This is a genomic window from Pedobacter sp. GW821-FHT01D05 (assembly GCF_059422505.1).
In genome coordinates this window covers 651560-672009 of sequence record NZ_JBWKXA010000002.1, presented here as the reverse complement: position 1 = coordinate 672009, position 20450 = coordinate 651560, and the positions used below count along the sequence as shown (strand labels likewise).

14 protein-coding genes are annotated in these 20450 nt (G+C 40.0%); 1 reads left to right on the top strand and 13 read right to left on the bottom strand.

Features of this window, described 5'->3' with window-relative positions; translation table 11 throughout:
• Positions 1-52: 52 nt before the first annotated feature.
• The 8 genes from AC07VK_RS11025 to surE form a co-directional block, all read right to left on the bottom strand.
• Positions 53-2320 (bottom strand): GH92 family glycosyl hydrolase, encoded by a 2268-nt coding sequence (locus tag AC07VK_RS11025; RefSeq protein WP_492960424.1) that lies wholly within the window; start codon positions 2318-2320, stop codon positions 53-55.
• Positions 2321-2430: 110 nt separating this feature from the next.
• On the bottom strand, positions 2431-4875 hold the full coding sequence (locus AC07VK_RS11020; RefSeq protein ID WP_492960422.1) for a glutaminase family protein: 2445 nt from the start codon (positions 4873-4875) through the stop codon (positions 2431-2433).
• A 265-nt stretch (positions 4876-5140) separates the two neighbouring features.
• Positions 5141-6781 (bottom strand): RagB/SusD family nutrient uptake outer membrane protein, encoded by a 1641-nt coding sequence (locus AC07VK_RS11015; protein WP_492960420.1) that lies wholly within the window; start codon positions 6779-6781, stop codon positions 5141-5143.
• Between the two features lie 10 nt (positions 6782-6791).
• On the bottom strand, positions 6792-9842 hold the full coding sequence (locus tag AC07VK_RS11010) for a SusC/RagA family TonB-linked outer membrane protein (protein WP_492960418.1): 3051 nt from the start codon (positions 9840-9842) through the stop codon (positions 6792-6794).
• A 340-nt stretch (positions 9843-10182) separates the two neighbouring features.
• Entirely contained in the window at positions 10183-11187 is a 1005-nt protein-coding gene (locus tag AC07VK_RS11005) for a LacI family DNA-binding transcriptional regulator (RefSeq protein WP_492953962.1), read from the bottom strand.
• Positions 11188-11441: 254 nt separating this feature from the next.
• Complete coding sequence (gene lpxB, locus AC07VK_RS11000) at positions 11442-12545, bottom strand: lipid-A-disaccharide synthase (RefSeq protein ID WP_492960416.1); 1104 nt, start codon at positions 12543-12545, stop codon at positions 11442-11444.
• A 154-nt stretch (positions 12546-12699) separates the two neighbouring features.
• Entirely contained in the window at positions 12700-12960 is a 261-nt protein-coding gene (locus tag AC07VK_RS10995) for a stationary phase survival protein SurE (protein WP_492960414.1), read from the bottom strand.
• Between the two features lie 24 nt (positions 12961-12984).
• Positions 12985-13830 carry a 5'/3'-nucleotidase SurE gene (gene surE / locus AC07VK_RS10990; protein WP_492960412.1) on the bottom strand — a complete coding sequence of 282 codons (846 nt, stop codon included), beginning with the start codon at positions 13828-13830 and terminating at the stop codon, positions 12985-12987.
• A 222-nt stretch (positions 13831-14052) separates the two neighbouring features.
• Here surE and AC07VK_RS10985 point away from each other — a divergent pair, with 222 nt between their 5' ends.
• Complete coding sequence (locus AC07VK_RS10985; protein WP_492960410.1) at positions 14053-16986, top strand: M16 family metallopeptidase; 2934 nt, start codon at positions 14053-14055, stop codon at positions 16984-16986.
• 571 nt (positions 16987-17557) lie between these two features.
• Here the strand turns inward: AC07VK_RS10985 and AC07VK_RS10980 are convergent.
• The 5 genes from AC07VK_RS10980 to AC07VK_RS10960 all read right to left on the bottom strand — a co-directional run bounded on the left by AC07VK_RS10980 (position 17558) and on the right by AC07VK_RS10960 (position 20246).
• Positions 17558-18040, bottom strand: coding sequence for a hypothetical protein (locus tag AC07VK_RS10980; protein ID WP_492960408.1), 483 nt, complete (start codon positions 18038-18040; stop codon positions 17558-17560).
• The gene (locus tag AC07VK_RS10975; RefSeq protein WP_492960406.1) at positions 18030-18593 is read right to left on the bottom strand and encodes a C40 family peptidase; all 564 of its coding nucleotides are present in this window, start codon (positions 18591-18593) and stop codon (positions 18030-18032) included. The genes AC07VK_RS10980 and AC07VK_RS10975 overlap by 11 nt, the downstream gene beginning before the upstream one ends.
• On the bottom strand, positions 18512-18886 hold the full coding sequence (locus AC07VK_RS10970) for a hypothetical protein (RefSeq protein WP_492960404.1): 375 nt from the start codon (positions 18884-18886) through the stop codon (positions 18512-18514). Before AC07VK_RS10970 ends, AC07VK_RS10975 begins: the two co-directional genes overlap by 82 nt.
• Positions 18887-18951: 65 nt before the next feature.
• The gene (locus tag AC07VK_RS10965; RefSeq protein ID WP_492960402.1) at positions 18952-19590 is read right to left on the bottom strand and encodes a DUF6266 family protein; all 639 of its coding nucleotides are present in this window, start codon (positions 19588-19590) and stop codon (positions 18952-18954) included.
• Between the two features lie 377 nt (positions 19591-19967).
• On the bottom strand, positions 19968-20246 hold the full coding sequence (locus AC07VK_RS10960; RefSeq protein WP_492960400.1) for a helix-turn-helix domain-containing protein: 279 nt from the start codon (positions 20244-20246) through the stop codon (positions 19968-19970).
• Positions 20247-20450: the final 204 nt, after the last annotated feature.

Below are 20450 nucleotides of genomic sequence, written 5' to 3'. Positions count from 1 at the left end.
TATCTATTCTTTATTAATCTGAATTAATTCGCCAAAAGTAGCAATTCAATCTTTATTTACTCATTGAAAATGGCTTATCTTCTGCTAATAACCCTCTATTTAACGAAGGTTTAACATTCATCTCTAATTTTAACACCCCACCTTTTAATAAATCGCTATGATTTATAAAATTTCTGGTATAATTTTTACCATTTAAGCTTGCCGATTTGATATAAACATTGGCAACATTATTGGCAGGCGCCTCAATGACGAATTTTTTGCCATTTTCTAAATTAATGGTCGTTTTTTTAAACATTGGGCTTCCTAAAACGTACTCGCCTGTACCTGGTGTTACGCTATAAAACCCTAATGCACTTAACACATACCACGAAGAGGTTTGTCCCTGGTCTTCATCTCCCGGATAACCATTTTCTGTCGCATCGTACAGTTTATGCATCACCTCCCGGGCATAAAATTGTGCTTTCCAGGGTTGGTTGGCGTAATTATACAAATAAACCATATGCTGTATGGGTTGATTTCCATGTGCATATTGCCCCATGTTGGCCATCACCATTTCGGTCATTTCGTGAATCATGCCACCATACGAACCTACATTTACTTTATTGGGTTCGCTGAAAACAGAATCGAGCTTGGCGATGAAATTATTGTTCCCTCCCATCAAATTAATTAAACCTTTGGTATCTTGAAAAACCGACCATTGCCAGTGCCATGCATTTCCTTCGGTAAAGGGGCCACCCCACTCGGTTGGATCGAAATTTGGCGACCATTCTCCTGCGGCATTCCTCCCTCTCATAAAACGTGTAGAAGCATCGTAAACATTTTTATAATTGAACATCGGTTTTTCAAAAACTTCCATATAATGTTTATCGCCGATCATTTTAGCCAAATGGTAAGCGCAAAAATCATCATAAGCATATTCTAATGTTTTAGCGGTTGCTTCCCTGTATTTTGGATATGGCACATAACCCAATTGATTATACTCGGCTACGCCATCCCTACCATTTGCCGGACCCCATGGCCCTTTGTTCATTGCTTCGTGATAATAGGCATCCAGCGCCTTTTTCGGATCAAACGTTCTGATTCCTTTTGCCCAGGCATCGGTTAATAAAGAAATGGCGTGGTTCCCAATCATACTTCCTGCTTCGCTAGGGAAAGACCACGATGGCAACCAACCACATTGCTCATATGCATCGAGCATGGCCTGCATATAACGACCGTGCATTTCTGGCTGCACCAGTGTGTTTAGCGGAAATTGCGCACGGAAGGTATCCCAGAAACCCGTATCGGTAAACATATAGCCATCATGCACTTTACCGTCATACGGACTAAAGTAATATGGTTTTCCGGCTTCATTTATTTCATAAAACTTTCTGGAGAACAAACTTGCTCTGAAAAAGCAGGAGTAAAAAGTCTCCATGTCTGCTTTTGATCCGCCTTCTACTTCTATCTTACCCAGCGATTTATTCCACACCGCAGCAGCATGGGCTTTGGTATCTTCTAAAGTCTTATCATTGCCGAGTTCTCTTTTTAAATTAAGTTCGGCCTGTTGTAAACTAATATAAGAAGAAGCGGTTTTCACCTGTACCTTTGCCCCCGATTCGAACTGTACAAATGCACCTTTTCCCAGTCCTTCAGCAGAAATAGAATCTTTTGCAATGGTATTACGTTTGTTCTCCCAAGTACCGTAAGATTTGATTGGTTGATCGAACTGGATTACGAAATAACTTTTCCAGCCTCTCTTAAAGCCTTCGCCATTGTTTACCCAGCCTGTTATTTTATTTTCTTTGGGATGGATCTGAACGCCGCTTAACCTGTTATATCCATCTAAAATTAAAAAGCTTCTTTTGCCTTTCGGATAACTGAACCTAAGGTGCGCACCACGCTCTGATGGTGAAATTTCGGTGGTGATATCGTTTTCGAAGGTTACTTTATAATAGTTTGGTTTAGCAATCTCATCCTGATGACTAAACTTAGTTTCGCGTTTATCTTCATTTACAATCAGTTCATCAACCATTGGCATTAAAGAAAATACCGCATAGTCTCTCGTCCACGAACTGCATTGATGCGCTTGCTGAAAGCCTCTGATTTTATCTTTAAAGTACTGATATTTCCAACCATCGCCATTTCTACCCGTTTGGGGTGTCCAGGTGTGCATGCCAAATGGTAATGCCGTTGTTGGATAAGTATTCCCTCTGGTGAGTTCGTGTTTGGAATTTGTGCCCTGAAGTGTATTAACATAGTGAACCCAATCTTTCTGCTGCGCCAATAAGCCTTTGGCAGCAAGGCAGCATAAAATGGATGCGATTAATTTAAGTTTCATTTGTTTGTGTGTTTATTCTTTCCAGCTGATTAACCAAAGCCAGGCTGTATATTTAAAAAAATCAGCATTTGCAAGCCTATATGGGTGCTTGCAAACGCTGATTTATATTGTTACTTCATATTCCATTTATCGGCTAACATTTTGATGAAATAACCGCCAACAACACTTCTTGCCTGAAAGCCTGTCATTTTTCCATTGGTGGTTTCATGCCAGTCGCTCAATGGCACTTTACTTTCTGTTTCGGTAGCAAAACGATATATCGGGCTTATAAATTTTTGAAAATCGGCTTCGTTATCGGCCAAGGTAGCTGTCCACATAATCCAGTCAGATTTGGTATAAGTTCTACGGCTATCCAATGGTAATCCGAAATCTTTTTGTTTAGTTAAATAAAAGTTAATCTCCTTTTTATATACTTCTTTAGGGAAAAGATCAAGTTTTAAAAGTTTGTCCCAAACGAGGTTGTACTTCTGGCTCCAGGTATTTTTATCATTAAAGGTTAAAGCGTAATGATTGCCATCATCAGCAAGTTTCATCCAGTTCTGAGCCATTTGTAAGGCTGCTGTTCTGTATTTTGTAGTCACATCGGTTTTACCTAACAATTGCGCCATTTGTGCGTAAGCACCTAAAGCTACAATGGCCTTTACCGATAGATTTGAATTTCTGGCCAAATGCCCCGCAAAATCGTCGGTACATAATTGATTGGCCGGATCGAAACCTTCTCTTAGTAAATAATTTGCCCATACAGACATTACCTCCCAATGTTTCTCCGCATACTTTGCATTACCTTCAGCTTTGGTAATGGCAGCCGTTAAGATGATCATATTGCCAGCTTCTTCTACTGGCATATCTTCACCATAGGTTTGGCCGTTGGCTAAGGGATAAGTACCTAAATCGTGTGCAGCAAAAGGTTTCTTCCATTTTCCACTTTCTGAATAATAGAAAATACCATTTAACATTCCTTTTAACAATTCGGGATTGTACACCAAAAATTGCGGCGCTGACGGATATGTTACATCAACCGTATTGATTGAGCCATTACTAAAATTCTCTTTTGATAGGAACAGGATATCGCCATTTGGGGCATAGACAATTTTGTGTGCTGCAATAGCCTGTCTATAAGCTAATTTACACATATCAGCATATTCTTTTCCACCAGCTTTTTCGGCATCGGCGTATAATTTAGCATCAAAAACGGTGCACTTGATTTTTAAAGAAGCGTATTGGGTATTCGCCTCGGCCAGCTGATCTTCAAATTGCTGCGAACCGGCCTGTCGCCAAACGGGCTGCAGTTTTTCGCCAAAGTATTCAACCGATTTTAGGTCATCGTAACCCAGCATCATATATTTATCTACCGGGGTTGAAGAAACCGAACCGAAAGGAATAATACTGCTTAGGTTTAGGTTTTTCGAATTTAAAACCTGTGTTTGTGTTGGATATTTGGAACCGGTGAAACTTTTTAAGCTTTCGTTCTGCGTAGCTATAAACTGAGTGGCATTAAACCGGGCAGGAACGGCCACGTATAAATAACCCCAATCGATACGCAGATCATCGCCTCTTTTCTTTAACACCGGTTGTTCTACCGTTCCTGTTTTTAAGATAGAGAGGTTGTTTTTCGAACGCTTCCAGGCCGATACACTTTGGTTTGGTGTATTTACAGCCAGATTTGATGACGCGCCAAAGAAAATATCCACACTGTGCGGCTTGGCATCGGTAGATTTTACGGTGTAATTGATATAACTGATGGGCCTTGCCGTTAATTTAATATCATTGAGTAATAATGGAGAGGTAAAAGCTACCTGTAGTTCTACATGGCCGCAGTTAAAAGTATATTTGGTAGTGGTAGCCTGAAGGGATACATTGGTTTGAGTGGCGGGAGCAGTTTTTACCTGATCTGCATCTTCTTCTACAATCCCGGCATCTAAATGCCTGCCACCGGCTGTGTTTTTGCAATGGATGGCCAATACATTTTTTCCTGTTTTTAAAATCCCATCTTCAATTGGCAAATAGATATAATCAGAAACCCATCCGTTCTTTTTGTAAATTACTTTACCGTTTAAATAAACAATTACATTATCATCGTGATTGAGTTTTAGGTATTTTTTTGCGGCTGATACATTGGCGATATCGAAGGTTCTTCTGAAGTAAAGATCATCGCTATTCCATTTTGTTTTGGCAGAATGATCATCTCCAAAAGGAGCTTCAGCTTTTTTCCAGGTATTATCGTTATAACTGTTGCTTTCCCAGTCTGCTTCAGGCTTATCAAAGCTGTAACTAGCCTGATATTTTAGCACATCGGCAGTTGGGAGTATTTCTTTAAAGGTTTTGCTTTCTTCGCCTAAAAACCGGTAAAATTTACCGTCTACTTTTATAATGCCCAGCAAAGATTGCTCCCTCCCTGTCCAATGTTTAGTTACCGATTGGTTAAGTCCATCGCCGAAAGACCAAATACTGAAATAAGCATCGTGTGTAATTAATGGATAAGCAGGTGCTTTGTCTTGTGCTTTTGTAATTAAATTAAAAAAAAGACAAAGTGCTACTAAGGAAAGATTTCTCATAATTAATATTTGGTTTCATTCATAAATCGTTTTACCTAATTCTATCGCTTAATTTTCTAATTCTGACAACAGAAAAAATGTAAAAATCACCGCTAGATTAAATGGATTATTGCTGTTTGGTAGTCGATTAAAGTAAAACGTTTTACTAATTCAATATTAGCAAAAAAATATTCATCTTTTACCCCTTAAATCCGTAACATATAGGTTACAAAGAGCTTAATCAAAAAAAGGTGTCCAATTTTTGGACACCTTTTTTTGATTTTTATTAATAACCAGGATTTTGTTTTAGATTGGTATTAAGTGTTAATTGCCTTAAAGGAATTGGGTAGAGCGCCTTGGTAGCTGTTGATGGTGTATGATCCCACCAGCTAGCTGTTGCAAATTTACCAAAACGGATTAAATCGTCTCTTCTCATACCTTCGAAGATAAATTCTCTTCCTCTTTCAGCCAAAAGCTCATCTAAAGTTAAACTTGTTGTCGTGTAGGCACGTGTAGCAAAATCTGCCTCACTAAAGGCACGTTTTTTACAATCGTTGATTAATTGAACAGCCTCTGCTGTAGCTACGCCTCCATTTTTACGCATAATTGCCTCTGCTTTAGCAAAATAAATCATCGTTAAGCGATAGATATTCCAGTCGCCATTATTATAATTCACATCAATGGCAGGCACTCCACCGGGGCCAGGGAACTGATTACCTAATTTGTATTTGTTAAAACGTACACCCGAATTTTCTTCACCTTCGCTCATGTTGCTTACAGTAGAACCCGCTTTGTTTTTCCTGATATTATCAACAAATGTCAGTTGCGATCCATTGTATTCTTCAGATGCCAGAACCGGCTGGGTTGGGGCAACAAACTGGAACATAGGTCCTTCTAAAAGCCAGCCTCTTTTTCTCAAGTCAGCCTCTTCATAAGTGGTAAAAACACCGGGGATCAATACAATTCCATCGTTACCATTCCTACCACCACCATAAATCTGTTGTTGTTTAAAGTGATAGAATTCTCCCGGCCAAGAAGGCTGGAAATTGGCAATCGAATAATTATAAGCAATAGAGAAAATAACCTCTTTAGATAAGTCGTTAGTGGTTTTAAACTGGTCCGTAATGTTAGGATCAAGCGCCATAACACCATTCTGCGCTCCTGCTTCGCCAGAGATGAGTTTATTTGCTGCAGCAATACAATCATCCCAACGTGGAGTTCCTGTCCATACCTCTGCATTTAAATAAAGTTCTACCAACATAGCATAACCAGCAGCCTGGCTTATCCTGCCCACCATTGCACGCGAAAGTTTAGGTGCTTTATCAATGTTGGTTTTGATCTCCGACTCGATAAAGTTGAATACCTCTTTTCTCGGCATGGTTTCAGGCCTTTCAGGAACCCCTACTTTTGTTACTACAGGGATATTACCAAACAGATCCATTAATTTAAGATAATGGAATGCCCTTAAAAGTTTTAGTTCAGCAATATAAGCGTCCTTTTCCGCTTGGGTGATACCCATCTGCCCAATATCTCTTTTCTCGATATTCTCAATAGGGTCATTACATAATCCCATACCCCAGTTCATTAATACCCATGCCTGGTTAATTCCACCCTCATCAACGGTCCAGGTGTGGTAATGTAATCTTTTCCATTTACCTCCGTCTTCACCATGGCGACCTTTAGTAGGCCAGGCCAACTGATCACCAGATAATTCGGCAAGGCGCCACCAACCATCCTGACCAGATGGGGTAACCCATGCATTAGCATGCGTATAAGGCCTTAGTACAGCCGATAAAACCTCTGTTTTGTTATTATAAAAATTATCAGTTAACAACTGATCGTATGCGTTTTCATCAAGCTTGGTACAAGCACTTGTAATACTTAATACACCGGCAAGTACGCCATATATGATTGATTTATTTTTCATTTTTAAGTTCTTAGAATCCAACATTTAATCCGACAACAAATGATCTGGTACTTGGGTATGGACCTCTTGTATCAATACCTAAACTCTTACCATCAATTTCGTTTCCGATACCATTATCCTGTACAAAATCAGGGTCGTTTCCGGTATAACCTGTAATGGTACCCAAGTTTTGTCCGGTTGCATAAAGGCGCAGCTTGCGGATGTACTTATTCTTAAATTTAAAATTGTAGCCTAAAGTAACCTCATCAAGTTTTACAAAGCTTCCGCTTTCTAAATAGTAATCAGAATACATATAGGTATCGTTGATGTCTTTATATTTATCAAAAGTGCTTCTCAATAAATTACCAGACCAGGTTTTGTTGGCGTAAGTTAATGCCGTTGTGTTTAATACATCGAAACCAAATTTACCTCTTAAAAATATACGAAGGTCGAAATTCTTATAGGTAAAACTGTTTGTCCACGAAGCATAGTATTTAGGGATGGCGTTACCGATAACGGCTAAATCTGTTGCATTTAAATCGTTACGTGAGGTATTGATCTGACCATTTAAAACTTTTTCACCATTTCTGTTATAGAATAACCATTTACCCTCTGGTGTGAAACCAGCAAACCTTTTACCATAGAATTCGCCGATTTTTCCGCCTTCAAATATGGTAAAGGCATCACCTAAATCTCCTGCACCGCCAATTCCACCTCGGGTGATAAATTTAACTTTAAATACATCATTCGAGTAGCTATCCAACTTGTTGCTTAAGGTACTGGCCGTAGCATCCATGTTCCAGCTAAAGTTATCGTTTTTAATTACCATGTAGCTTAAACCCAACTCTATACCTTTAGACGAGATCTGACCAACATTGGTTTGCAGGTTATCGCGAACATATGGTGGCTGAGGCGTTGTATAACTATCTAAAAGATCTTTTGTTGTTCTCTTAAATACATCAATCGAACCTGTTAAGCGGCTGTTAAGCAAAGTAAAATCTAAACCGATGTTTGCCTCCTGTTTACGTTCCCATCTTAAATTCGGATTTGGGTTTCTATCAGGGCCATAGGTTTCGTAATAGTTACCATCAGGATACAGGTATTTACCGCCACCGCCAAGCGTAACGCGAGATACGTTATTAACAGTAGGTGCATTACCGGTAACCCCGTAACCAGCCCTCAATTTCAGGTAGTTAACAAAAGGAACATTTTTCATGAAACCCTCTTCAGTAATATTCCATCCGGCAGAAACCGCAGGGAAGTTACCCCATTTGTTATTCGCACCGAACCTTGATGAACCTTCTCTTCTTAAGATAAACTGAACCAGGTATTTGTTATCGAAAGCATAGTTTACCCTTCCGAAGAATGCAATTAAAGTATTATCGTTTTTACCACTGGCCATTGTAGCCTTACCAACGCCCAATGCTGCTCCCTGTGATATATTATCTTCATGGAAAAGATCGTTAATGAACCCCCGGTTAGACAGGTTTGAGTTCTCTTCCATATAATAACGGTAGCTATAACCTGCCAATGCCGTAATATTATGTTTTTGAGCAAATGTATTATTATAATTTAAGGTAGGTTCAAGGGCGTATGCCTGTGAAAGAAAATCTCCTTTGTAAGCATAACCACCGCCAGGAAAATCGGTATTTTCGACAGAGTTTTCACTTGCTTTTAGACGGTACTGACCATCCAGGTATGAATTTCGCACTACCGAACCAAAAATTGAAGCCTTTAACCCTTTAATGATATCTAAATCGGCCTTCACATCACCTGAGGTTGTCTGCTGCTTTCTGTAATAGGTTTCCTGGAATAAACGCGCATACTCGTTGGTACTCGTTAAATCAAAACGATAAGAACCATCTGGATTAAAGTTAGAAAGTGTAGGGTTTTTTGCAGATTCACTTTCCCAACCGCCACCACCCAATAAATTGGCTTTATTAAAATTGGTAACCAGGTTCATTTGAATGTTCAAGCGGTCATCCAATCCTTTTTGGTTTACATTTAACCTTAAGGTATATTCCTCTCTACCGTTCTGCTTGGAAATACCTTCCAAATCGCGATAGTTTAAACTCGCTCTGTAGTTTGTTTTATCGGTTCCACCACTGAAAGAAAGGTTGTGATTCTGCGAAAGATTATCGTGATTAATCAATTCATTATAAAAGTCGGTAGAGCTACCAAAATTCTGTTGTTTAATCTGTCCGGCTGTTATTTTTTCACGATACTCATCAGCAGTTAAATAATCAGGACGGTTTTGCAGATATTCCTTTCTCAGATAGCTAGAATATTCGAACACGCCTGGCCCTGCTTTACCTTTTTTGGTTGTAATTAAAATTACACCCGCATTGGCACTGGTACCATATATTGCTGCTCCCGAACCATCTTTTAACACATCGATCGACGCAATATCGTCCTGTTGCAATAAATCAGGGTTACCACCAGGTATTCCATCAATTACAAACAAAGGGCTACGGCTACCGGTTACGGTTACAGATCCCCTCAGCTGTACAGAAACGCCACTGTTAGGGTTACTACCGCCTGGTCTGGTTAAGTTTAAACCAGCAATTTTACCCTGGATCAGATCCAGAGGATTTCTGGAGCCACTTTGCCTAAAGTCTTCAACACCGGCATGGCCTACTGCTGAAGTGGTTTCTTTGATACCCTGTGTACCATAACCAACAGCAACAACAGTTACTTCCTGTAGGTTCGTATTTTTTGAAACTGCAAATTTGACATTAACAACTGAAGATTGGCCAACAGTTATATCTTGTGTATCGTAACCAATGTAAGTAAAACGGAGCACCTGCCCTTCGCTGGCCTCAATAGCAAATTTTCCGTTAGCATCGGTAACGGTGGTTTTACCGGTGCTTTGATTTTTAATACCTGCACCCGGTACTGGCTGGCCATTTTCATCGACAACAGTTCCTGTTACATTTTTTTGCGCCTGGATGCGCCCGGTAAATGCGTTTGCGTACAAGCCTCCCCCTGTACCTTTCCACTTCGGGTTCATTGAAAACGCCGGGCTATTTAGCAACACTATTGCAGCAGACAGCCCCGTAATTTTAAGTAAATTAATTTTCATTAACGGTTTTGTTAAATTATAAATGATTAGTTATTTGATTTCCTGGTAATATTTTATCTGTGATGGAAATGACCAGACTGGATTACTTGCCTGACATTTTCGAGTGCTTTATTGATTTAAAATTTTGATTGGCAATAGCAGAAACGAACTTCAAGCATCAAGTTTATCTCTGCAGTCTTATAGAGCTGTTAAATTTCAGAAGGGGGATGCTGTAATTCTCATAAAAACGACTTGGTTACGCTAAAACGTTTTAGCCAGTCAATTATAAGGATTTTAAATTATAATAAAACGTTTTAGTAAGTAAAAAAAATATTACAATCGAGCGAAGGATGATTTTTTTCTAGTCTCTAATAACTAAACGGGCGGGGATAATTACCTCTTCAGCAGGCGATTTACCTTTTGAAGAAAGCTGGTTTAAAATGAGTTTAATGATGGTTTCGGCTATTTCCTCCAGGGGTTGTTGGACAGCAGAAATACGGGGGGTATGCAGTTCGAATGCTTCATGATCATCATATGCGATCACTCCGAAATCATCTCCTACTTTTTTATTGATTTGTTTTAACGCTTTTAAGCCACTAATCGCCAAATAATTGGTTGCAAATAACACTGCATCGATTTTTTTATTTTCGAAGAGTTCTTGGATCTGAGCAATCGTTTCGCCTTCTTCCTGATTAAAGTGGATTTTTAAAACCAGCTTGTCATCATATTTGATTCCATTATCTTCCAGTGCTTTTTTATAACCATCGTACCGCTCTATAATCTGTTCCACATTTATATCAGTGGTAACCAGGGCTATATTCTTTTTACCCTGATCGATAAAACTCTGTATTGATTGGTGCGAGGCATTAAAATGATCTGCTCCAACATAGCTGGTATTAACGTCTGACAAATTTCTATCAAACAGGATTACGGGGTTTCCATCATCAAGGAGCATTTGTATATCTTCTTCTATTCCTTTTATTGGAGAGATGATATAGGCATCAACTTTCCTCGATTTGAACATGTTGATCAGCTCTTTGGCTTTGTCGATGCTGTTTTCTGTACTGGAATAAATGATCTTATATCCTCTTTTATAGGCTTTATCTTCGATTAACCTTGCAATCCTCGAGAAGAATGAATTGGAAATATCTTCGATAATTAAGCCGATGATATTGGAGTTGCCGGTTCTTAAGCTTCTCGCTATCTGATTAGGCTTATAACCGCTTTCCTCGATAATTTTTTTAACTTTTTCTATTACTGCTTCGCTTATTGATTTCTCTTTTGCTTTACCGTTAATAATGAATGATACTGTGGTAATGGATACATTTGCTTTTACGGCTATATCTTTGATAGAAAGCGATTTCATTTGCTTGGGATTTCTTTTGAGTTAATCAATTCAAAGCTAAATAAAAATTATAGCTTTTAAATTTTTGCCAGTATAAAAACGCAATTTAACATTTTTTATGTTAATCGTTTTAGAAACGTTTGTGAAAGGATGGTACAATGTTAATATGAATGCCTAAAACAACAAAAGGCGCCATTAAAGTGCCATTTGTATCAAAATTAATATCCTAATATAAGTAAGTCCACCATTAAGTCCCTTCTGTCTTGTTGAATTGTTTAGTTCAGGTAGGTCGTAATCAATCTGGCCGTTTTTGCCGAAGCGCCGGGTTTTCCCATGAGCAAAAGCAGCTCGTCGTATTGCTTTAACATCTCGTTCCTCCCCTCGCCTGTTAAGATAATTTTGAGCTCTTCGTTCACCTTTTGGGTATTGCAATCTTCCTGGATAAGTTCGGTTACGATCTTCTTGTTAACGATAAGATTAACCAGTGAAATAAACTTAATTTTCACCAATAGCCTGGCAATGGCAATTGAAATGGTGCCGCCCCTATAAACCACCACCTGTGGCACTTTAAACAAAGCAGTTTCTAGCGTAGCTGTTCCTGAAGCTACAATTGCGGCATTGGCATGGTGCAACAAATTATAGGTACTGTTAAAAAGAAGATAGACTTTTTTATCTCCCGTAAACTGGCGGTAATAACTTTCGGTAAAGGTTGGTGCTGCTGCAATGGCAAAAATATAATCAGGGTGGTTTTCGGTGATGCTCAACATCACCGGCAGTAAACGTTCTATTTCCTGCTTTCGACTGCCAGGCAACAGGGCGATAATTTTTTCATCTCCTAATTGATGGTTTTCGCGAAAATTTAGATCTGGCGTAAACTGCGCAATTTCATCTAATAAGGGATTGCCAACATAATCTACCTTCATGCCCCATTCTTTGTAGAAATCTACTTCGAAAGGTAATATACAGAACATATGATCGACCACCTTCTTGATTTTCAACACCCGTTTCTGGTTCCAGGCCCAAACCTTAGGCGAAATATAATAGCATACTTTTATACCGTTTGCTTTTGCAAACTCCGCGATTTTTAAATTAAAACCAGGAAAATCAATCAGAATCAGCACATCGGGCTTCCATTTTAAAATATCATCCTTACAGGCTTTAAGATTTCTGAAAATGGTTCGTAAATTTAAAATCACCTCGGTAAAACCCATAAAAGCCATATCGGCATAATGTTTAACCAACTCGCCACCCTCGGCTTCCATTTTATCGCCCCCGAAATACCTGAACACCGCTTCGCCGTCCTCAGCTTTTAAGGCTTTCATTAAGTTGGCGCCATGTAAATCGCCTGAGGCTTCTCCGGCTACGAGGTAGTATTTCATATTTCTTATGTTATAACAAAATCGTAATTGCGAGGCAAAACGAGCGATCGTCATTCCCGCGCAGGCGGGAATCTTAAAGCTAATTGCATTAGGATTCCCAATCAAGTTGGGAATGACGAACCGACTATATCCTTCATGCCAGTCTAGTATTTCCTTAAAAAACTTTATATGCAAAAAACACAAAAGCGCATAAAAAGGTTGCTGCCAATATGCCTCTTCCAATATTTTCTTTGTTGTATTTAAAAAAGTATTGCATGGTATAAGCATTTATGGCAATACCACCAATGTATAATAAATCTGCTTTAGCAAGGGAAGCCACATGGTGAATGATATACCAGGCCATAGCACAAAATATTGCCGGCACAAGCAAACCTATGCCCAAACCTATCCATACCGAATTATTTAATCTTTTCAACCGATCAATCATAAGGACAAGCGCTTAACCTAAATTAATGCCATCGGGCGCTGAAACTTTAGCTCCGGCACTTTTAGATTTCGTAGCATTGTTGCCTATAAAATCCCAACTGTTTATTGCTTGTATCGCGTGATGGGCCGTTAAATCAAACTGGACCGGAACGATAGAAATGTAATTGTTTTCCAATGCCCAAACATCGGTATCCTCTCCTTTATCAAAATTTTCGAAAACACCGGTTAACCAATAATATGGTCGTTTGTAAGGATCAGTTCTTTCATCAAATTCTTCCATCCACTTGGCATTGGCCTGGCGGCAAACCTTAACGCCTTTTAGCTGATCGCCCTTCGGGAAATTCACATTTAAAAGGGTTCCCTCTGGTAAACCATTCACCAAAACCTGCTCACAGATATTTTTAATGTATTTTTTGGTATGACTAAAATCGGCATCGGCTGCGAAATCATCTAAAGAGAAACCAATAGATGGAATTTTTTCTATCGCGCCTTCTACTGCCGCAGACATAGTACCCGAATAAAGTACATTAATCGAATTGTTTAATCCGTGGTTAATTCCCGAAACGCATAAGTCAGGTTTTTTACCTTTAAAAATCTTATTTACAGCAATTTTAACACAATCAACCGGAGTTCCACTGCATTTATACATTTCTACACCTGCATAAAGATCAACCTTATCAAAACGGATCGGCTTGCCTATGGTAATGGCATGTCCCATACCGCTTTGCGGACTATCTGGTGCAACCACCACTACATTGCCCAGCTCCTGCATTACTTCCATTAGATTCTTTATGCCTGTAGCTGTAATCCCATCATCATTTACAACTAAAATATTTGGTTTTGTGCCCTGCTTTGTCATGCCGGTAAAAATACAGATTATAAATTCAAGGCACAATAAACCATGATTGATATGCTAAAATCATTTATTCCTAGATTTTTAGTTTTGAAATCAAAATTATTTCATTCCCTGCCAGAAAGCATATATATTTGGATAAATAACTTATTAAAAATGAAGGCTGTATTTGAGATCATACTTAAACGAACAGGTACGCACTCATGATCATAAACCAAAACCAATTCAATGAAATTCAAACTATTTACTTTGGCTTGTTTTCTAATTACAGGTTCTTTAGCGAAGGCGCAAACAACCTATCAATGGAAAACAGGAACTTCTGGTGGCTTTAGCTACAGGTATGTAACCAACGATCCGACCAAAACACGTTTTTATACGCTAAAAAACGGTTTAACTGTAATTTTATCCCAGAACAATAAAGAGCCAAATATTACCTATAAGATGGCGGTAAGAGCGGGCAGTAATACCGATCCGCGTACCAATACCGGCCTGGCGCATTATTTAGAACACCTGTTATTTAAAGGAACGGACAAATTTGGAACCTTAAATTATGCCAAAGAAAAACCACTTTTAGATAAGATCGAAGCACTTTACGAAACCTACAACAAAACTACCGATCCGGTTAAACGTAAAGAGATTTATAAGGAAATTGATAAAACTTCGGGCGAAGCTTCTAATTATTCTATCGCAAACGAATACGATAAAATGATGAAATCGATCGGGAGCAACTCTACCAACGCCCACACCTCGGTAGAAGAAACCGTTTACGAGGAAGATCTTCCATCAAATGCCATTGATAAATTCCTGGCTGTGCAGGCAGAACGTTTCCGCGCGCCTGTTTTCCGTATCTTCCATACTGAGTTAGAAGCGGTTTACGAAGAAAAAAACATCGGTATGGATAACGATGGCCGTAAAATGTATGAGAAAATGCTGTATGCTTTGTTCCCAACACATAACTACGGACAACAAACCACCATTGGTACCATCGAACATTTAAAAAATCCATCCTTAATCGAAATCAGAAAATACTACAACAAATATTATGTGCCCAATAATATGGCGCTAATTATGAGTGGCGATATTAATTATGATGATTTAATCAAAAAAATCGACAAGGATTTCGCTTATATGGCACCTAAACCTTTGTCGCTTTATAACCCTGCACCAGAGAAACCGTTAACACAGGTTCAAACGGTTGATATTTATGGTCCAAGTGCCGAAAATTTATATGTTGCGTATAGAGGTTTTGCCCAAAATACACACCAAAGTTTATTGTTAGATTTAATCGGCAGCATTTTAGCCAACGGTAAAGCGGGTTTAATGGATATCAACATCAATAAACAGCAAAAAATGTTGAGGGCGGGCGCCGGTTATAACTCGATGAAAGATTATGGAATCTTCATTTTATCTGGCTCACCTAAAGCTGGCCAAAGTTTAGAAGAAGCCCAAAAATTATTGTTAGAGCAGGTAGAACTGCTTAAAAAAGGCGAATTCGACGAAAGCCTGATTAAAGCAACGGTTGCAAACATCAAATTAGCAGAGTTACAGAGCTTTGATAATAACGATGTGCGTGCAGATTTCGCGATGAATGCCTTTATCCAAAACCGTGGTACGGAGTGGGATAAAAGCCTGGCATCAACCGATGCAATGGCTAAAGTAACCAAAAAGGAAATTGTAGATTTTGCCAATAAATTTTTCGTCAACAACTACGTTTCTATCTTAAAACATAAAGGCGAAGATAAAAGCATCATCAAAGTAGAAAAGCCAGCCATTACCGCTGTAAAAACCAATGTTAATGAGGTTTCTCCATTTACAAAAGGTATCATTGCTGCTCCGGTAAAACCGATAGCCCCTAAATTTTTAGATTACACCAAAGACCTTAATTTCGGTAAAGCAGGCATTGCTGATGTAATTGCGGTTCAAAACACCGAAAACGGAATTTTCCGTTTAGGCTACCGTTTTGATATGGGCTCGTACAACTACAAGTTATTGCCTTATGCTGCTCAGTATTTAGCGTTCTTAAGTACCGATAAATATTCGGCAGAGGATATTAGTAAAGCATTTTACAACATTGCCTGTAGCTATAGCATAAACGTAGGTACCGATGTAACTACAGTTTCCATCAGTGGTTTACAAGAAAACTTTGATAAAGCTGTTGCCCTGGTAGAAGATGTACTGGCAAACTGCAAAGCAAACGAAAAAGCCTTAGAAGATTTAAAAGGCCGTTTGTTAAAATCGAGAGATAACGCAAAATTAAATAAATCATCAATTCTTGGTGGTTTAATGAGTTATGCACAATACGGTGCCGATAATCCTTTCAATTACGGATTAACAAATGATGAGATCAAAAATATGAAATCGGCAGATTTGATCTATATCTTACACAACCTGACCAATTACAAACACACCATTACTTATTATGGCCCTAAAACTTTAACAGCATTTTCTGCTGATATTGTAAAAGCACACCCATTGGCCAAAGCATTTACTGATGCGGCGCCAATTAAGAAATTTGTATACACCAAAACCGATTCGAACAAAGTTTACTTTGCCGATTACGATATGGTGCAGGCAGAAATCCGTTGGGTACGCAATGGTGGCTTGTACGATCCGGCCAATGCTGCAAAAATTGCCTTGTTTAACAACTATTTCGGCGGCGGTATGGGTTCAGTCGTATTTCAAACCATCCGCGAATCTAAAGCTTTGGCTTATTCTACCTTTGCGGTATATTCTTCTCCAAATACCAAAGAAAAAGAAAATACCATTATTGCTTATGTAGGTACACAGGCAGATAAAATGAATGAGGCCGTTGCCGGTATGAATGAGTTATTAACCACTTTACCAGAGTCTGATAAATCATTTGCATTATCAAAAACCAATTCATTAAATGGCCTGGAAACCAGCCGTATCACCAAAGACGGAATTATCTATAGCTATTTGGCAGATAAAAAATTAGGTTTTGATCACGACTCGAGGGTTGATGAATACGCGAATTTAAAACCATTAACTTTTAATGATGTAAAATCATTCCACCAGACCAATCTTTCAGGCAAACCTTACAGTTATTGTATCGTGGCTTCCGAAAAGAAAATCAACATGGCCGATTTAGCAAAATTTGGTCCGGTAACTAAATTAAGCCTGGAGCAGATTTTTGGATACTAATAAGGTTGAAGGTAGGAAGGCAGAAGGTTTAAGGTAGAACCTGATGCTTCAATATCAAAATTACCAGCGATTCTCGGAAACGGGGATCGCTTTTTTTTGTTTAATTCAATAGTTTATTGGCCATTGGTCATTGGTCATCGGTTGCATAATGCAAAAAATCCGTGTTAATCCGTGCCTTCGTGGCTAAAGCGTTTATTGGCCATTGGTTCATTGCCTAAGTGGTTTAATGTCTGGCGGTTAGCTAAATGCCAAACGCTAACCGCCGGGCAAAAAAATATTTTTCGGATCATTGAGCTTTGTAATTGAAATCCTCTAAAAAATAAATCTATTTCCAGGTACTATTTTTGATTGGGTAGTCATAATAATTTTTGTTATGTTGTTTAATTTAGCCTAACTGTCAGCTTAAGTCTTGACTAATTTAAGTAACGTGGAATAAATGCTCCCCTAAGCTGGTTTTACAGGGAGCATTTTAACATTCAGGCGAAGAACCGTTTTCTCATTAGCTGGCAGGGAAGGCCTTCGAAACCATTTTCAGCACTGTAGAGAAATTTCCCCAATGGGGCATCTAATGTTAGGAGAATAGCCTTTTTCTCATCAACCAGTAGGCCAGGCCAAGTGCCACCACCAGCCCAATGCACATCGCGGCCCAACGTGGCTTCCTGCTTTTATCAATGTGCTGCAGTTTCTTTTTTACCTGTGTGCTTTCCAGTCTGCGCTTTTGCTGCTGAAGCTGCTGGCCCGCTTGCTTTTGCTGTTGAAGGATCTTCCTTTTACCAACTTTGCCGCTTAGCACTACTTTTTCGGCCACTCCTTCGAAACCATTTTCAGCACTGTAGCGGAATTTCCCCACTGGGGTAATTTGCACCACATATTCGCTGTTACTGGTATCGAGCAGTAAGGTGTTTTCTTTTGCCCAGCTTTGCAGGTTGGTATCCTCCTGGTATTGGCTGTTCGATTGAAGGTTTTCCGTTTGCAGCGTCTTTTTGCTTTTTAAACTTCCACAGGCCGAAAGCAGCATGCTACAGGCCATCAATAGCTTTAACTCAGTTTTCATTTTCCGCTCCTTTCTTAATGGTCCAATCGGCAAAGTACCTGATGGCTTTCAGGGGCCGCCGTTTGCGGTATACCCCATCGCCTTCCCTGCTGCCCATTACATTGGTATTCCCTTCTATGGTGATGAGCCAATCGCCTTCCTGCCGTTCTACCAAACCACAATGGCCAATGCGTTTCAGGTGGCTAAAGTAAATGCCGAATACCACTGCAGGGCTTACCTGTTTGGTACGTTTACCTGGCGGAAATAAGGCCGGGCTCCAGGGGCTACGTGGTGCAGGGTAACCGGCCTGCCCAAAAACCCAGCTTACAAAAGCCGCGCACCAGGGGCTGCCCTGTTCAACACCTGTATAACGCAGGTACGCAGCTACCCGTGGCCCATCGTTATGGCCCGAAACTTCGCGCACACCAATTTCATTTTTTGCAATGCGCAACAGCTTTGCCCTATCGGCCATTGCCCTGTTAGGCGCCTGGTTTATGTTATAGCGGCCAGGCAGGCTATCCCTGCTAAAAATAGCAAAGCAAACGATGCCCAAAAAAATCTTAACTGTTGCCATGATGTGAGCTGTTTAAAACGTAAAACCATATCTGTTAAATTAAGCAGGCCCATGCCAAGCCAGAAGCGGTACAAGAGCCACCAGGAAATCTGCAGCAGGGCCACATAACACAACAGGCCGAGCATTAGCAGCTGCCAAATGCCTGCATCGAGCAGGGCAGCGGTGGGTTCGAAGGTTCTTAGTAAATTAGGGAGTGTAAGCCAGCCCAAAACCAGGATGGTGGCCAGCATCAGTTTTTCGAGTAGTTGCCTTTTCGGCATCAGTGCCGTTAAAGCCAGTTTTAATGTTTTCATATCGTTTCTTTTAAAAAAAGCCCAAACCTGCGGCTTTGCAAGGTTTGGGCGGGTTAATCAATAAACTAAGGAATGGTATAAGTGCCCAGGTACTGGCTGCCCGATACGGCTGTGGCATCGCGCTTCACCGCAAAAGCCCATCCGTAAAAAACATCGCCCGTAAAGCCGGCACCAATTGCCGCGGTATAGGTAAGCGCCCCGCGCTGCGCTTCTTCGTACACCAGGTACATCTTTTTGGTATCGTTAAAGAGCACTACCGTTAGCAGGTCATCGGTAAAGGCACTGTAGCGGTTTAAAATGCTCTGCCAGTTTAGTACCAGATCTGCACCCTGCAAACCCGCGTTAAGACCATGAAAAACCGAAAGCGAACCTTTGCTCAGCACCACCTGCGAAAAATCGATCGTATAATCAGGATAGTCACCTACAATCGCCTGGTTTAAAAAGACCTTTACTGCCGCATTGTATCCTGTAAGTTTGCTCAGCTGTTTATCTTTAAAGCCAATGTTTAAAATGTCTTTAATAGGGCTCAGGTACATCGGAGCCAGTGCAAATTTGCTGCGCTGTGCCAATTGCGGTTGGGTACCGGGTTTACCGCTCTTTTTGGGCAGGCCCCTTAGGTAATCTACGCTGCGCCAGTTGCTGCCAATTACACTGCCTACTTTGCCCGAGAATGCGCCATTTGCGCCTTTTGAATACGTTGCCATAATTTTTGTTTTTTTAAGTGAAAAAATGTTTGTTCAAAAGGATTTCTGTTTATACCGGTATGTTTAAATCCATGCCCAAACCTAGCAGCTTAGCAGCACTGGCGCCTCATTTTGAGCTAAAATGAGCTAAATTGAGCCAATTAACACCGATTATGAGCTAAAATGAGCCGTTACGGTTGGCCCGCATTGCCACAGCCAGGCCACTTGTGGCAGCCTGCTTAAGGGCAGCATAACCGTAAGCGGTGTTGCCATTCTGCGAAAGCAAGCTTTGGCTTTACCTTTTAGGTAACCAAAAGGTAAAGCCGGGGTAATCCTGGGGTAACGTTGGGGTTAACTTGGTAGCAACAAAGGGTAAACAACAGGTAAATAAGGGGTAATCAGATACGGCCTTTTCGCTGGCTTTCCAGGTAGGCAGCCAGTAAATCTTTCGCGTAAAAACGATCGCCGCCGGGGAGTTTTATAGGCTTTAAGGTGCCATCTTTTACCTTACGTTTGTAGGTACTTTCGCTAATGTTCAGGTAATCTTTAACCTGCTGGCGGGTAAGTTGCGCATTAGGGTCGCCAAGGAGATCGATAAAAGTAAAGGTTAGTTGTTCTTTGTTCAGTACGAGGTAAATGTTGTACATTACCTGTACAAGTGCTTCGAGGTTATTCATGGGGCGTAAAATTTAAATCATGAAGCATTTTACGAAAAGTTGTTGAGGCGTTCCACAATCCAGATCCGGAAAATGTTTCTGTACTGTTATTCAGGCGGTTAAACCCGTTGTGCTGAAGCGGCTAAAATCGGTTGGTAAATGTGGTATTTATCTGTGTTGTTTTACGCCGAACAACATCAACACAGTTTAACCAGCCTGGTTAAA